This window comes from Desulfosporosinus sp. FKB, from assembly GCF_002196705.1.
GTDB lineage: Bacteria > Bacillota > Desulfitobacteriia > Desulfitobacteriales > Desulfitobacteriaceae > Desulfosporosinus.
Genome location: NZ_NADJ01000036.1, coordinates 34,149 through 48,980, shown reverse-complemented (window position 1 = coordinate 48,980; position 14,832 = coordinate 34,149). Strand labels below are relative to the sequence as shown.

General features: G+C 42.9%; 14 protein-coding genes and 1 riboswitch. Of the genes, 10 read left to right on the top strand and 4 right to left on the bottom strand.

Annotation, left to right across the window (positions count from 1 at the left end):
* Positions 1-28: 28 nt before the first annotated feature.
* The 3 genes from B5Y67_RS14180 (at position 29) to B5Y67_RS26360 (ending at position 2,815) form a co-directional block, all read left to right on the top strand.
* On the top strand, positions 29-1,192 hold the full coding sequence (locus tag B5Y67_RS14180; protein WP_088227093.1) for a phosphoglycerate dehydrogenase: 1,164 nt from the start codon (positions 29-31) through the stop codon (positions 1,190-1,192).
* A 161-nt stretch (positions 1,193-1,353) separates the two neighbouring features.
* Complete coding sequence (locus B5Y67_RS14175) at positions 1,354-2,592, top strand: DUF1015 family protein (RefSeq protein WP_088227092.1); 1,239 nt, start codon at positions 1,354-1,356, stop codon at positions 2,590-2,592.
* A complete protein-coding gene (locus B5Y67_RS26360) occupies positions 2,579-2,815 on the top strand; it encodes a LysM peptidoglycan-binding domain-containing protein (RefSeq protein WP_348982305.1) in 237 nt (78 codons plus the stop codon). Before B5Y67_RS14175 ends, B5Y67_RS26360 begins: the two co-directional genes overlap by 14 nt.
* Before the next feature lie 198 nt (positions 2,816-3,013).
* Here B5Y67_RS26360 and B5Y67_RS14165 read toward each other — a convergent pair whose 3' ends face one another.
* Entirely contained in the window at positions 3,014-4,258 is a 1,245-nt protein-coding gene (locus B5Y67_RS14165) for a M48 family metallopeptidase (RefSeq protein ID WP_088227090.1), read from the bottom strand.
* A 78-nt stretch (positions 4,259-4,336) separates the two neighbouring features.
* Here B5Y67_RS14165 and B5Y67_RS14160 point away from each other — a divergent pair, with 78 nt between their 5' ends.
* Both B5Y67_RS14160 and B5Y67_RS14155 read left to right on the top strand, forming a co-directional pair.
* Positions 4,337-5,071: an MBL fold metallo-hydrolase gene (locus B5Y67_RS14160; protein WP_088227089.1), complete on the top strand. Its 735-nt coding sequence runs from the start codon at positions 4,337-4,339 to the stop codon at positions 5,069-5,071.
* Positions 5,072-5,349: 278 nt separating this feature from the next.
* A riboswitch (cyclic di-GMP riboswitch) is annotated at positions 5,350-5,439 on the top strand.
* Positions 5,440-5,448: 9 nt separating this feature from the next.
* Positions 5,449-5,781 carry a helix-turn-helix domain-containing protein gene (locus B5Y67_RS14155; RefSeq protein ID WP_088227248.1) on the top strand — a complete coding sequence of 111 codons (333 nt, stop codon included), beginning with the start codon at positions 5,449-5,451 and terminating at the stop codon, positions 5,779-5,781.
* 321 nt (positions 5,782-6,102) lie between these two features.
* Here the strand turns inward: B5Y67_RS14155 and B5Y67_RS14150 are convergent, their stop codons facing one another.
* Positions 6,103-6,777, bottom strand: coding sequence for a MarR family transcriptional regulator (locus B5Y67_RS14150; RefSeq protein ID WP_088227088.1), 675 nt, complete (start codon positions 6,775-6,777; stop codon positions 6,103-6,105).
* A 395-nt stretch (positions 6,778-7,172) separates the two neighbouring features.
* On the opposite strand from B5Y67_RS14150, the gene B5Y67_RS14145 reads away from it, so the two are divergent.
* From B5Y67_RS14145 to B5Y67_RS14135, 3 genes are all read left to right on the top strand, one after another.
* Positions 7,173-8,003 carry an ABC transporter permease gene (locus B5Y67_RS14145; RefSeq protein WP_242975977.1) on the top strand — a complete coding sequence of 277 codons (831 nt, stop codon included), beginning with the start codon at positions 7,173-7,175 and terminating at the stop codon, positions 8,001-8,003.
* Positions 7,979-8,791, top strand: a complete 813-nt coding sequence (locus B5Y67_RS14140; RefSeq protein ID WP_088227087.1) for an ABC transporter ATP-binding protein — start codon at positions 7,979-7,981, stop codon at positions 8,789-8,791. The genes B5Y67_RS14145 and B5Y67_RS14140 overlap by 25 nt, the downstream gene beginning before the upstream one ends.
* 149 nt (positions 8,792-8,940) lie before the next feature.
* Positions 8,941-9,981 (top strand): aliphatic sulfonate ABC transporter substrate-binding protein, encoded by a 1,041-nt coding sequence (locus B5Y67_RS14135; RefSeq protein ID WP_088227086.1) that lies wholly within the window; start codon positions 8,941-8,943, stop codon positions 9,979-9,981.
* A gap of 65 nt (positions 9,982-10,046) precedes the next feature.
* Here B5Y67_RS14135 and B5Y67_RS14130 read toward each other — a convergent pair whose 3' ends face one another.
* Positions 10,047-10,742 carry a response regulator transcription factor gene (locus B5Y67_RS14130; RefSeq protein ID WP_170932696.1) on the bottom strand — a complete coding sequence of 232 codons (696 nt, stop codon included), beginning with the start codon at positions 10,740-10,742 and terminating at the stop codon, positions 10,047-10,049.
* A gap of 37 nt (positions 10,743-10,779) precedes the next feature.
* Positions 10,780-12,300, bottom strand: a complete 1,521-nt coding sequence (locus tag B5Y67_RS14125) for a sensor histidine kinase (RefSeq protein ID WP_088227084.1) — start codon at positions 12,298-12,300, stop codon at positions 10,780-10,782.
* A 139-nt stretch (positions 12,301-12,439) separates the two neighbouring features.
* Between B5Y67_RS14125 and B5Y67_RS14120 the strand changes: the two genes are divergently transcribed.
* Complete coding sequence (locus B5Y67_RS14120) at positions 12,440-13,546, top strand: mannose-6-phosphate isomerase (protein ID WP_140419099.1); 1,107 nt, start codon at positions 12,440-12,442, stop codon at positions 13,544-13,546.
* Positions 13,547-13,563: 17 nt separating this feature from the next.
* The gene (locus tag B5Y67_RS14115) at positions 13,564-14,832 is read left to right on the top strand and encodes a glucose-6-phosphate isomerase (protein WP_088227082.1); all 1,269 of its coding nucleotides are present in this window, start codon (positions 13,564-13,566) and stop codon (positions 14,830-14,832) included.

The window sequence follows — 14,832 nt, the reverse complement described above, 5'->3', positions numbered from 1 at the left end:
GTAGATTTAAGAAGGAGTAGATGAAACAATGTTTAAGATCAACCGATTTAACAATATAGCCAATGTGGGCTTGGATTTACTCACGGATAATTATGAGATGGTTGAGAGCCTGAATAATGCCGATGCGGCACTTGTCAGGAGCGCGAATCTTCATGAAATAGAACTGCCGAATTCTTTAAAGGCTATAGCTAGAGCAGGAGCCGGAGTTAATAATATCCCTCTCGACAAATGTGCTGAAAAAGGAATTGTCGTCTTTAACACACCGGGTGCAAATGCAAATGGAGTCAAAGAGATTTTAATCGCTTCATTGATTCTTGCTTCCCGTGACATCCTGGGGGGAGTAAACTGGGTGACTTCCGTTAAGGAGGAGCCGGATGTTGCTAAGCTTGTCGAAAAAAATAAAGCTAAGTTTGTAGGAACCGAAATTAAAGGTAAAAAACTTGGCGTAATCGGACTGGGCGCCATCGGAGTTTTGGCTGCCAATGTGGCCATTAAACTGGAGATGGAGGTCTACGGCTATGATCCCTTTATTTCTGTTGGCTCTGCCTGGAAGCTTTCGAAATATATTAAACCAAGCAAATCATTGGAAGAGATCTATCGTGAGTGTGATTTCATTACGGTTCATGTACCCTTAACCGATACGACCAAGGGCATGTTCAATCAAGACGCCTTCGCCCTTATGAAGGATGGAGTTAAACTTCTTAACTTCTCCCGAGACACTTTGGTGAATGATGATGACATGATTGAAGCTTTAAATTCCGGCAAAGTTGGCAAGTACGTGACGGATTTTCCCAATCCTAAAGTGGTTGGACATGAAGGCGTTATTGCAATTCCTCACTTAGGGGCTTCAACGAACGAATCAGAAGATAACTGTGCCGTCATGGCAGTTGTCCAATTAATGGACTATCTGGAAAATGGGAATATCAAAAATTCCGTCAACTTCCCCAATTGTGACATGGGGGTTTGTACTCAGGCAGAGCGTATTGCCATTCATCATCGTAACGTACCCAACATGTTAAGCCAATTTACCGCAGCGTTTGCTAAAGAAAATATTAATATTTCGGACATGATGAATAGGAGTAAGGGACAGTGGGCATATACCCTGCTCGATATCGAACCACCTTCGACCCCTGACATTATCAAGAGAATCGAAGAAATTGATGGGGTTTTAAGAATCAGGGTCATTAAGTAAACCTCCCCACCTACACTTCGTTAAGAACAGGAACATGTTTGAAACAAGAGTTCGGCAATAATTTGGGAGTGGTAATTAATCTCACCAGCTATAGAAGACGGGAGTCTCAAACCGTAAACTGTATAACGAACAAATAGTTATGGGAATGGAGGGAACGTACTTTGCCTGTGATCAGACCATTTAAAGCTGTAAGACCTCGAGAAGATATTGCAAACAGAGTTGCTGCGCTGCCGTATGACGTCTATAACCGTGAAGAAGCTCAGGCCGAAGTCTTAAAAGAACCATTCTCCTTTTTGAAGATTGACCGAGCTGAAACTCAATTTGCCAAGGACGTTAATCCCTATGAGGGAAAAGTGTATGAGAAAGCGAGAGACCTCCTCCAAGAAATGATCAGCGAAGGTATCTTCGTAAAGGATGGCAAGAACTGTTACTATATCTACGAGTTAACGATGAACGGCCGTTCCCAGGCGGGCCTTGTCGGATGCGCCTCGATTGACGACTATCTGAATAACGTTATCAAAAAGCATGAGAAAACACGGGAAGAGAAAGAAATCGACCGCATCAATCATGTGGATAGTTGCAATGCTCAAACTGGTCCAATATTTTTAGCGTATCGTTCACAAAAAACCATTGATGATATTGTAGGAAAAATAAAAAGGGAAAAGCCATTATATGATTTTATCGCTCCTGACCGAATTAGGCATACAGTTTGGAAAATTGCTAACGAGACTGATATCGAAAAGATCGAAAGAGAATTTAGGAAGACCGAAAGTGTCTATATCGCGGATGGTCATCATCGAACGGCTTCCGCGGTAAAAGTCGGACTAAAACGCAGAGAGGCCAATCCTGATTATACCGGAGAAGAGGAGTTTAATTTTTTTCTCTCAGTGCTGTTTCCCCATGACCAGTTGATGATCTTGGACTACAATCGTGTGGTCAAAGATCTGAACGGTTATACGAAAGAAGAGTTCCTCAGTGCTCTGAAGCAATCATTTTTAATCGAAACTATCGGTAAGGAACCTTATAAGCCAACGGAAAAGGCTACATTCGGGATGTACTTGGAAGGAGTCTGGTATAAGTTAAGCGCCAAGAAGGAGATTCGTTCAAATGACCCCGTCGAGGGGCTTGACGTTTCTTTGCTGCAAAATTATTTGTTAACACCGGTTCTAAATATAAAAGACATTAGAACAGACAAGAGAATCGATTTTGTGGGCGGAATAAGAGGTCTTAAGGAACTTGAACGAAGAGTCAACACTGACATGAAGGTTGCCTTCGCTATGTACCCAACCTCAATCAATGAATTGCTTAATGTATCCGACGCAGGTCAATTAATGCCGCCGAAGTCGACCTGGTTTGAACCGAAACTCAGGAGCGGATTATTTATTCATGAGTTGGGCTAAGAGAATTATTTTGCCCAAGCACCGAACAAACTCCTCGTGGAATATTTTGGGATGTAGTCAAAATGAGGAGGGATATTTAATGTATCATTATGTTCGCAGAGGCGATACTTTGCATAAAATAGCTCACTGTCACGGAACTAGTGTGCGAAGACTCATATCTTTAAATCCACAGATTTCTAATCCGAATTATATTTATCCTGGGCAACGAATTAGAGTTCATTAATTTTTGCAACGCGGAGAGCTTAAGCTCTTCGCGTTTTATTTATATTCGGATTTTATTCTTCGGTAGCCAAACAGTAAAGTTTCGTTTTCAGTTTTTGCCTCAACCTTCCCGTTATGTTGGTCCTCCTTCATTCGGATCCATAAGAGTAAGGAGGCGATTATGAAATAGTCTATTCTGCTTGTCCCTCAAATGTTCCGATCAATTTGGCTGATACTCTCGTTCGAAGTCATGGATTCTGGTTAAGGTCGGTGGATGATCGTAGCTAAACCAGACAATAAAGCCGGGGGGGTCTAAATCAGCTAGACTATTGCGCGCCAGATCTTCCTGGAGTTCAATTTGTACTGGAAGGCTGCCGGTAAGCTCTAAGGAGAAATAATCAGCATTTCGTTCCATTTCTCTGGAGATGGCACTTTGGATGGGACTGCTTACAAAGAGGAGGAGAATAAGTGCAAGTTGCAGAGCGGCCCAGAGTTCTGGCGGTTTATTGGAGTTTTTCGGCAGCCATGGTTTTAAGAGAAAGGTCAAGAAACCAAAAACGATAAACCCCCCTGCCATTCCTAAAAGGAGCCCGTGGACAACATCGTTATGACGCCAATGTCCCATTTCGTGAGCAATAACAGCCCTGATCTCGGGCAGGGTATAGTTTTTTAATAAAGTATCATAAATTACGATTCGCTTCGTACTGCCTACTCCGGTAAAATAGGCGTTGGCAAAGGTTGTTTGTTTGCTGGCATCCATCTCGAGAACAGAGCCAACGTTTAACCCTGCCTTATGTGCGAGTTCGTCAACCATGGCAGTAACAGCCGAGTTAGGTATGGGTTCAAAATGGTTGAAAATTGGGGATACGACAATGGGCCAAAAGAAATATTCTACAAGGAGCCAAAGACTGAACAACACTGAGCCGACTAACCACCAATAACGGGATAGACTATTGACCAACAGGAAGAAAACAATCCCTCCCGCCAGAGAGAGAATAAGATCGATACTCGTATTTTTTAGATAATCAACCCACCAAGCGACTTGACTTTGGGTACTAAAACCCCAGATTTTCTGCCAGTAGTATCCGCTATAATAGGAGAAAGGCAGGGAAATAAAAGTGCTTAAAAGCCATATGGCCAGAATGGAAAGGACGGAAACTACCCAATAATTTCGGCTCAGATTTCGGACGCCCTGAAAGAAAATTTTCCCTCTGGCGCTAAAGAGCAGCCAGGTTAAAAAACCGATCTGGAAACACAAATGAACGATATAAACAATACGGGGGGCGTAATTGTATATTCTGGCCTTCTCTGCTAAAGCTAAAGAAAAATACTTGCTTATGGAAGGATCGATTGGCTTGGGAAAGAGTGCGGAAATGAAATAGAGAAATGCAAAGACCGCAGTTAAACTTAGAAGAAGGAACCAAGCCTGAGAAATACGGCGGGAGCTGTTGTTGATCGTCATCATTCTTTATTACCACCTTGCAACTTCGCTTGTATGTTATTATTATAGATCCAATTAGGGTAACAATGGAGGTTGAGAGAATTGAAAATTGCGAACGGCCTTGAGGCCCTTGAACTGACAGTTAATCTGATGGGGCGTCAAACAACTATCTATCCAACACTGTTTTGGGATAAAGACTCTGTAATTCTAGTAGATGCCGGTTTCCCTGGTTTAGAACCGCAAATTAAGGAGGCCATTGAAAAAACAGGAGTTTCCTTTGAGCGCTTGAACAAAGTGATCATAACTCATCAAGATATTGACCATATTGGCAGTTTACCGGAAATTTTGGCTTGTGCACAGCAAAAGGTTGAAGTTTTAGCGCATGAGGGTGAAAAACCTTACATTCAAGGTGATAAGCCCCTAATCAAAGCGGAAACTGCAAAACGATCGAAACTCTTTGAAACGTTGCCGGAAGACCAACGGAAACGACTTCAAGCTGCATTTTCCAACCCGCCGAAAGCTAAGGTCGATAGAACTATTGAAGATGGTGAAGAGCTCCCCTATTGTGGCGGAATTATGGTCATCCATACACCGGGACATACTCCCGGTCATATTTGCTTATATCATAAGGCAAGTAAAACCTTAGTGACTGGAGATGCCTTAACTGCCGATGGTGGCCAATTATCGGGACCCAATCCCTCAGCTACTTACGATTTGGATGAAGCGAATAAGTCAGTGAAGAAACTAGCTCAGTTTGAAATTGATAACGTTATTTGCTATCATGGGGGCGTATTGACGAATGATGTACAAGAACAGATCTTACAGCTAGCTCTTTAAATTATGCTTAAATAATAAAAAAATTGGGCTCCACAGTCAACAAGTTGTTGATCCGCAGAGCCCAATTTTATTGTGCTGATCCCTAAGTAAAAATATAGTAAAAATATAGAAAAAATATAGAAAAAAATTTAGAAAAATATAGCAAAAGTGTATTTAAAGTTATTGACAAATGTGTTAAAATACTTCACGAGAAGATTCTCGCAAATACGACATTCTGTAACTTCGTTTTACCAATATACATAAAATCTTCACTTATGTTATCTTATCTCGAAAAATGTTCTGAATAAGGGCAAAATATCTGAAAAGGTATGACGCAAAGCTATGGGTCTAAAGCAGGAAAGCACTGCCATGATTGCCAGGCCGCCGGAGGTTTAGATATGGATAATGTCTTCCTGCAATTACGAAAGGCCCGAGAAGCAAAAGGAATAGAGTTAAAAGACGTTGAAGAAATTACTAAAATTCGAACTAAGTATTTGCAAGCGTTAGAGGAAGGGAACTTTGGAATCCTTCCTGGGGGAGTATATACAATAGGCTATTTGCGTTCTTATGCACGTTTTCTGGGACTGGATGCTGATAGTTTAGTGCATACCTATCGAATGGAGGTAATTGAACCTGATTTGGAAACCAGGCTTGATGTTCCTCCTAAAAAAGAGACTGGCCTAATCTTTAGATTCTTGAAAGTAAATAGTTTGAGAGCTTTAAGACGATGAACTTAAAACATCTGTATGGGGATAGGTACTAATGATTATAAGCAATTAGTACCTTTTGTTTTTGTACTGGAATTTTAAGTTGCTCCTATCAAGTGTCATAAACTATTTAAAGTCTATTTAAATGCCTGAATCATAAAGTAAAAATTTCCAAAATCCTAATAAAACAGCCCTCTGACCTATATTATGTAGGTAGAGGGCTGTTCTTTTAAGAGCTGCATGCCGAAACTTATCAGTAACTTATCATTGTACAGCAGTAGATTTGCTGCAGTTAGAGTACCTTTTCAAGGGATATTAGTCTGAATTGGGTCTCTATACTATAATCTATTTCCCATCTGAGCTATCTGGTTTATCCTCGGTCTTAGAATTTTGACCAAACTCCCTGCCATCAAAAGGAGAACGACCTCCTTCTCCGCCGAAATGCTGAGCAAAGTGTCTGCCATGGAAGGGCGGATGACCGCCTCTCCGGTCACAATGAGGGCCAATACCTCTGCCATCAAAAGGCGGATGCCCACCATGTCCATGTTCAAGTCCATGCCAATGTGGTCCTGGTTCAATATTTCCGAATTGTTGTTCTAAGTTATCAATAATACGATTCAGATAATTGCTGAGAGCAGATTGCTCCTCTTGATTTAGACAGCTAAACAAGGACTCAGTATCTCTCTGCTGCTCATTCTGGTCAGATACCGTTTTTCCTGTTTCCGTTAAACGTACCTCCATAACACGGCGGTCAGTTTGGGAAGGGGTCCGGGTTATAAAACCGCTGCGCTCTAATTTTGCCAGCAATTCCCCCAAAGATTGGGAGCGGATATCCAAGATATCGGAAAGCTCTTTCTGACTAATTTCCGGCTTTAACTTCAGCAGAGCCAGTACCCGACCCTGGCCGCGATGAGAGTCCCCCATAGGACCATGGTGTCTGTGGTTGTGTTGATGATAGCGGTGAAGCAGCCATTCAAGGCGGACAAATTGATCAAATAAGTCTAGATCATTGTTATTCATAATTAACCCTCACTTTCCAGAAGCAATTAATAATTAGTAAGGTACCTTATGAATTATATTATAAAGGTACCTTACTGATTTGTCAATTCATGAATTAGGTACTTTCTGTAATGAAGAAATAGCAGCCTTTTGGATTTTAGGTTTTAAATAAGCATGACGTGAGTTCGATATATTCGCCTTAATAAGGACCATTGAAAACTTATAATTTTTTTCAAGTTATAGACGATCTGTATGAACTTTTAGATGGTCGTTCTCTAAAAGTATGAAAAAAGATCATACTGTATTTTCTGATTGTTTAGAGATATCCTTGAGGTAAATGAGGGATTCCTGATTTGGTAAGCGCGTTTTCATCAAACAGGATGAATAGTCAAGGATGGAAAGGAGGTGAGCAATACGTGGCAGTGAATCAGTCGGTGTCAAAAAGAAGGAATGCGGGAAACAGCGGTCAAGAAGGGGTTAAGTTTTGGGATAAAATTGATGCCCGGGTTATGACAGTCATATCCTTTATTGTTGGCATTCTATTCTGGGCAGGAATCTCTTCTTTTCCGCAGGTTGGGGCTGTTTTGGTTGGCCCGGGGAAAGTTGCCCAAGCGTTTGTTTCAGAATTACAAAGCGGCAGTCTTTATTCAAATATATCCATCAGTCTTTTCCGGGTTTTATGCGGCTTTGCCCTGGGATTAGTTGCCGCTATTCCAGTTGCTTTTCTAATGGGCTGGTACGGCCTGTTCCGCAATATCGTCGAGCCCTGGATTCAATTTTTTCGAACGATTCCTCCCATCGCCCTCATTCCTTTGGTAATTGTTGCCTTTGGTGTGGGAGAGGGAGCGAAGGTTACCGTTATTTTCGTAGCATCTTTTCTGGTAATGGTTATTACTATTTATCAAGGAGTTCGCAATGTAGATCCGACCCTAATCAAAGCGGCTAAAGTTTTAGGCGCGACTGATAAAGATATATTCTTTGAAGTTGTAGTACCTGCATCATTTCCCTATATCTTAGTCGGAGTAAGGCTGGGACTAGCCAGTGCTTTAACGACGTTGGTAGCCGCAGAATTGACCGGGGCTTCAGCGGGCTTAGGCGATATGATTGAAGAGGCAAGTATTTATTTCCGTATGGATCTGGTTCTTTTAGGCATAGTATTAATTGGTATTATCGGCTTTGTCTTGGACAGAGGGGTCTTATTTTTGGAAAGGAAGCTAACGGGATGGCAGGAAGTCAGGAAAAATTAAGGGAAAACATCGTTAACAATCGAATTGAGATCAAAAACCTTTCGAAAATATATCAGGCCAGGACAGGTCAACTGGTTGCTTTGCAGGATGTTAACTTAGATATTGCGGATAATGAATTTGTCTGTGTTGTCGGCCCCAGCGGCTGTGGTAAAACTACGTTGCTAAACATTATTGCCGGACTCGAGAAACAGACAGAGGGCAGTGTCTTAGTTGACGGGAAACCGATAAACGGTCCGGGCAGGGAACGAGGAGTCGTCTTTCAACAATATGCTTTATTTCCTTGGAAGACTGTCCTCAAAAATGTCGAGTTTGGCTTGAAACTTAAAGGTTTGGGCAAGCAAGAACGGCAAGAGAAAGCTGAAAGGTATCTTGAACTAGTAGGACTGAAGGATTTTGCCCACGCCTATCCCAAAGAACTTTCAGGCGGGATGAGACAGCGGGTAGCCATAGCCAGGGCCTATGCCGTTGAGCCGGAGGTTCTTCTGATGGATGAACCTTTCGGAGCCGTTGATGCTCAGACACGTTCCCAATTACAGGAGGAGCTGCTGCAAACCTGGCAGACGGAAAAAAGGACCTGTTTCTTTATTACCCATGATGTGGAGGAGGCTGTAATTCTCGCTCAAAGGGTTATCATTATGAGCGCACGGCCCGGACGAGTAAAAGAAATTATCCCGGTAGATATTCCTTATCCGCGAGATCAAGCTACAAAACTAAGCTCCGAATTCGTGGAGATCAAAAATGAAATTTGGTCTAAGGTTTATCGGGAATATCTGGAAGTTAAGAAGTAAATTAAAAATACAATTGAATACGTCAAATTAATCAATTCAATAACTGTATTCTATTCGGTATGAATTGCAGTAAGATTTTTAAAACCTTTAGAGTAACGATAGAAAAAGAGATTATGAGAGAAATATCGGGAATTTGAGGAGGTTTACTAATGTTGAAAAAAACCAGACTGGTGTTTTCGGGTGTGGTCTTGTTAGTACTTTCGCTCATTTTAAGCGCTTGCAGTAACCAATCGTCCGTTCCGTCCAAATCTCAGGATTCCTCCGGAACAAATGCAACAGTCATGAAAATAAATGTCGGTTATCTGCCGGACCTTCACGGTGCCGCTCCTATCGTTATTGGCGACCAGAAAGGCTATTTTAAAAATGCCGGACTTCAAGTCAATCCGCTGAAATTCCTTACCGGACCTCAGGAATTTCAAGCCATGGCCTCGGGAAATCTGGATATAGCTTATATTGGACCAGGCGCTTTTCCTCTTGTCGTACAAGGTCAAGGTAAAGTTTTAACCGTCGACAGCACCAACGAAGGGGATGTGGTCTGGGCAACCAAGAAATCGGGAATTAAGACCTTAAGTGATCTTAAAGGTAAAAACATAGCCGTTACCAAGGGAAGCTCAGCAGAGATGATCCTTGATTTAGCTTTGAAAAAGGTATCCTTGAAACCCAGTGATGTAAATTTAGTAAATATGGATGTAGCCGGATCAGTTGCCGCCTTTGTGGCTAACAAAGTTGACGCCGTGGCAACCTGGGTCCCCTATACAAACGAGATCGAAAAACAAGTAGGCACCGATAATATTGTAAAATTAGCCAACGACGCTACCTTTGAACCAGATCATGTTTTTCCGCAAATGTGGGTAGTCAGACCATCATTTTTAGAGAAAAACCCCGAAGCTGTCAATCGTTTCATGAAGGCTTGGAGCCAAGCTAATGATTATCGGATAAGCCATCTCGATGAGGCTGTCCAATTAACTTCTAAATTCACGCAGGTCCCTGAAGATTCCCTTAAAGTACAGGTAAAAACGACAAATTGGATAGAATCCAGTAAATTAAACAGTAATCTGACGGATGGAACTATCAAGAAGTGGTTGGGCAACTTAGAGAACCTGTTTATAGAGACCGGTAAGGTTAAGACCTATGTCGATCCAGATCAATATTTAGCTCCGGCCCCTATGGCCCAAGCCCTGAAAAAGTAATGGCATAAATAAAAACAAGGGCTAGGTGGATAACCCCTAGCCCTTGTCGCTAAATCGTTTAAGTTCTAACGATAAAAAAGATGAGCGATATTCATATCCTTAATCATTTTGACAATTTCCTTCGTTCGATTTTTATTAAACTTCTTGAGGATGACATTAATCTGAGACTTTATAGTTGTTAATTCAACGTTACGAATGGCTGTAATCTCTGCCGGCTTTTTTCCTTGCAAAAGTAGGGTGATGATTGCTTTTTCCGAAGGCGTCAGGCTGGAGACAATAGACATAGCATCAAAGATTCTCGACTCATTGCGGCGGATGCGAGAAAATTCATTTCGTATTTTGGAGGCTATTTCCGGACGGATCGGAGAATTGCGGCGGTATGCCGCTCGAATGCCGGCAACCAGTTCCGAACTGTCAATAGTTTTGAGAATGTAGTCTACGGCCCCGACCTCGAAGGCATTGAAAACCGTATCATCATCTTCATGAATCGTTAGGAAGACAATGCGTATTTCCGGGTTGGCGGCCAATATTTCCTGGGCGGCAAAAATGCCATCATGGCGCATATCCATCTCTATATCCATGAGCATCAAGTCAGGTTTTAACTCTGACGCGAGCTGAACCGCTTGTTTGCCGCTGGAGGCTTGAGCGAGTACTTTCATATCTTTTTCACCATTGATAATACTGCAGAAGTGATCGCGTAAAATCGCAAGATCATCGGCTACAATTAGACCAATGGTTTTTTCCAGCATCTCGTTTTCCATGGAAATCATGCTCCTCCTATTAGACAGTTGATGACGATTATTCTCCTTTAGAATTTAACGTTAGGTTGTAAATTGGCAAATAGACATAAAAGGAAGTTCCTTTGTTCGGCCCATCCGTATGACTTTCTACATGGATATGGCCAAAATGACCGTCAATAACCTGTTTGGCATAAGATAGTCCGACTCCCCAGTTGCGGTTTGTGTTTTTGCTGGTATAGAACGGATCAAAAATACTGTCCAGTTTGTCCCTGGGAATGCCGGGGCCATTATCTTGAATTTGAATAATCAGCCAGTTGAAATCCGAACAGGTTGTAACATGCACCTGCCCCTGTTCTTCTGTTCCGATAGCTTCAAAGGCGTTGCATAAAATATTATAAAGGGCTTCGGAAAGGTGCAATTGATCTGCTAAGATGCTGCTTGAAAGTGTCTGCTGTTCAAATTGAATATTATTAGGAACCTCTAAGCGCTGGACAATATTGTTCATCAGCTCACTTAACACTATTGCTTTCAGATGAAGCTGCGTTGTTTTAAAGGAGCTGTAGAGGGTATCAAGCCGGGAAAGAGTATGATTGACGATCTCTAAAGTTTTAGCTAAGTTCTGCGCCACTAAGGCATCTTTGGACTCTGCCTCATCTTCCGGCGTCAAGAGCTTAGAAGTTTGATTAAGAATTAGCTGAATACTAAGCAATTGATTCTTGATAGCATGGGTGAAAACGCGTACGCCAATGTTTGCTGTTTTAAGTTTGCGTTCTAATTGCATATCGGCTTGCCCCAATTGTCTCTCCACTTCAGCGTATTTCCAGACAGCATAGAAACTAACGACAGAGGCAAAGCCAGTAAATCCTATGCCAATATACCACTCCGGCAAGGTAATGGGCGGATTGAAATTGTAAAAATCAGAGTAGAGAAAGTAGTAGGTACGTACATCAGTGACTTGGAGAGGCCCCATGAAGCCAAGGTAAGAATAGAAAACGACGAGGGCCAAAAGGCCCATAAGAATAAATTTCCGTTGGCGCTTGATCCAAGGAATAGCGAGAAACTTATATTCCCAAAGCAGAAGGGATAAAGCAAGGATCACAGATATAACAAACCAGGTTCTGGTCAGCAAACTGACAATGTAAGTCTGCCTTTCATTGAGGACCTCAAGTGCCCTGCGATAAATTATGGGATCATAGAAAAGAAGCTGAGTAAGGGAGAAGAGGAAGTTAATGGCCTGTATCTTCCATAGACCTTTCCCGAGATGCTTGTGGTAGAGGTTCAGGGAAAATCCGATCAAACTAAAGACAAACAAGGAGCGGCCGGCAGTGATCATCCGGCTTATGGCATCCAGGGAGATGGGCGATGTCAGCAGAGCTATGCGGATAGCATCGTTGAAAAACAAGATGGTATTAACCCGGTAGTAAAAACCTCCGTATTTTGAGATAAATAGAACAAACCCTGACATACTTAAAGACCAACCGAGAAGAACGAACGCCATCCAATAGGCAGAAGAATTTCTGGCTTTTATGATAAAGAGTGCGATGGAAGCCAAAGTCAGCAACAATAAGAGGACAATCATAGTTGGGATTCCTCCGCTGAAATTTTTAAAGTTTAGCGATCTTTTGAATTCTCTGGTAGCATCTATTAGTTTAACACGCTTGGCCCTATTTTGCGAAGGAAAACGCCAGGACTTCAGTCCAGGCGAAGGAGGTGAACTTGTGGAGAAGGAGATCTGCTTAAAACCGCTTAAGCTAAAACCAAACCGTGTCAAGCGCCCCTTTAAAGGTGGGATGCTTTTAGATCAGTGGCAGCACAAGGATAATCCTCAAGATGGATTCGCTGCAGAAGAGTGGGCTGCATCGATTGTTCAGGCCCAAAGTGAAACAAGTGATTCCTTTGCAGGGCTGAGCCGGCTGGATAATCCGAACTCAGACGCGGAATTTCTTAAAACCCTGCTTGCTGCTCATCCCCTTGAATTTTTGGGTCAGCCCCACATTAGGAAGTTCGGCAGCAATATGGCCATCTTGGTAAAACTACTGGATTCTTATACACGGCTCTTGCTTCAAGTTCATCCAGACCGTGATTATGCCCAAAGGGTTTTTGGGTCGGGGTTTGGCAAAACGGAAGCATGGTATGTCCTGGGAGGGAGAAGGGTCAATGGGCAGGACCCCTATGTTCTCCTTGGTTTCAAACCAGGCGTAACCCAAGAAACCTGGTCGGAGCTATTTTTTAGACAAGACATCCAAGGCATGGTTGACTCCCTTCATCACTTTCCGGTCCAAGAGGGGGACGTGTTTTTGGTAGAAAGCGGGGTTCCCCATGCAATTGGTTCGGGCTGTTTTTTGATTGAAATACAAGAACCTACCGACTTTACCATGAGAGTCGAGAAAGTATCGCCCGAAGGAAGAGTGATGTCCGATTATCAATGTCATCAGGGGGCAGGATTTCCGAAAATGCTGGAATGTTTTCACTATGAACCTTACACGCGAGAGCAAGTCCTGGAAAAATACTACCGTAAACCCCAAATTATTGAGCGCAAAGACGGCGGAATGCGCAGAAGTGTCATATCCGGGAAAGATATCTCTTATTTTTCCATGGATGAACTGGAGATTTGGGGCTGTTTTGCCACCTCCCGCTTATTCAGCTTTTCAGTAGTGATTGTGGTTTCCGGACAGGGCGATCTGATTTGGTCCGGTGGGATCATGGCCATCGGCCAGGGCGATGAACTGTTTTTGCCGGCAGCACTCGGCCCTGTGGTGTGGGAGTCCAGAGGTGAGGGAAACCTGAGAATCATTCGCTGTTTTCCGCCGGGTCACTGCGATTAGAGTAAGGAGAGCTAACAATGACGATAAAATTGGATTATGTAAATACAGTTCCTTTTGTCAGCGATCAGGAAATTAATGACGTTCTAATTCGCCATCACGAGTTGCTTAGAACGGTTCTCGCTCCTGATCACGATAACAGCAATGACCTCGGCTGGGTTGATCTAACTAGTCTGGCAAATGATCGTTTGCTGGAGAGTATTGAAAAAAAGGCTCGAGAGATTCGGGAACGAGGGGACATATTTGTCCTGATTGGGGTAGGCGGATCTAATCAAGGAGCACGGGCTGTCATTAAATCATTGGGTGATCAGCAAATTGAAATTTTATATGTCGGCAATAATTTATCTCCCCGGTATCTGCAAACGATCATGGCTAAACTCGCCGGAAAATCAGTCTATGTCAATATTATCGCCAAAAATTTTGCCACCCTGGAACCGGGCATCACCTTTAGGGTTCTCAGGCAGTATCTGGAAGAAAGGTACGGCAGAGAAGAAGCGGCACAAAGGATTATTGCGACTGGCTCACTCAATGGCAGCAGCCTTGAAGAGCTGGGAAAAAAGAAAGGCTATACCCTTATGCCCTTTCCCCTCGATGTGGGAGGTAGGTATTCCGTCCTTTCGGCAGTCGGACTCTTGCCTATCGCTATCGCAGGGGTTGAGATACATGAGCTGTTAAGGGGTGCTAAGGATATCAAACAGGTGATTCATTCGCAAAGCCCGGAGAAGAATGACGCCGTAATTTATGCAGTCATCAGAAATATTCTCCTGGCCAAAGGTTACCGGCTTGAAATTCTGGCTCATTTCGAGCCTGCCTTGGCTTATTTTGCTAAATGGTGGGTACAGCTCTTTGGAGAGACCGAAGGCAAGGAGGGCAAAGGACTTTATCCCACATCCTGTTCGTTTACTGAAGATCTCCATTCCTTGGGGCAATACATCCAGGAAGGTCAGAGGTTACTGCTGGAGACCTTTATTAATCTTGAGGATCAAGGAGAAACCTTTAGGATTCCCGTTGAAGATACAGACATTGACGGTTTTAATTATCTTAATAACCTGGATTTTGCTTACCTCAACAAAAACGCTTATGAAGCAACAGTACAGGCTCATGTGGACGGCGGGGTTCCCTGTTTCATCGTCAATGTTCCTGAATTAACCCCTTACTACATGGGGCAGCTGCTTTATTTCTTTGAGTATGCTTGTTATCTTTCCGCATCGCTCTTGGGGGTCAACCCTTTTAACCAGCCGGGAGTAGAGGCCTATAAGGAAAAGATGTTTGCCAAATTAAAAGGATAG

What these genes read in the sequence shown, in the direction of transcription:
- B5Y67_RS14180 (WP_088227093.1), top strand. Translation starts at nt 29, where the DNA reads ATGTTTAAGATCAACCGATTTAACAATATAGCCAATGTGGGCTTGGAT.
- B5Y67_RS26360 (WP_348982305.1), top strand. Translation starts at nt 2,579, where the DNA reads ATGAGTTGGGCTAAGAGAATTATTTTGCCCAAGCACCGAACAAACTCC.
- B5Y67_RS14165 (WP_088227090.1), bottom strand. Translation starts at nt 4,258, where the DNA reads ATGATGACGATCAACAACAGCTCCCGCCGTATTTCTCAGGCTTGGTTC.
- B5Y67_RS14155 (WP_088227248.1), top strand. Translation starts at nt 5,449, where the DNA reads ATGGATAATGTCTTCCTGCAATTACGAAAGGCCCGAGAAGCAAAAGGA.
- B5Y67_RS14150 (WP_088227088.1), bottom strand. Translation starts at nt 6,777, where the DNA reads ATGAATAACAATGATCTAGACTTATTTGATCAATTTGTCCGCCTTGAA.
- B5Y67_RS14140 (WP_088227087.1), top strand. Translation starts at nt 7,979, where the DNA reads ATGGCAGGAAGTCAGGAAAAATTAAGGGAAAACATCGTTAACAATCGA.
- B5Y67_RS14135 (WP_088227086.1), top strand. Translation starts at nt 8,941, where the DNA reads ATGTTGAAAAAAACCAGACTGGTGTTTTCGGGTGTGGTCTTGTTAGTA.
- B5Y67_RS14130 (WP_170932696.1), bottom strand. Translation starts at nt 10,742, where the DNA reads ATGGAAAACGAGATGCTGGAAAAAACCATTGGTCTAATTGTAGCCGAT.
- B5Y67_RS14125 (WP_088227084.1), bottom strand. Translation starts at nt 12,300, where the DNA reads ATGATTGTCCTCTTATTGTTGCTGACTTTGGCTTCCATCGCACTCTTT.
- B5Y67_RS14115 (WP_088227082.1), top strand. Translation starts at nt 13,564, where the DNA reads ATGACGATAAAATTGGATTATGTAAATACAGTTCCTTTTGTCAGCGAT.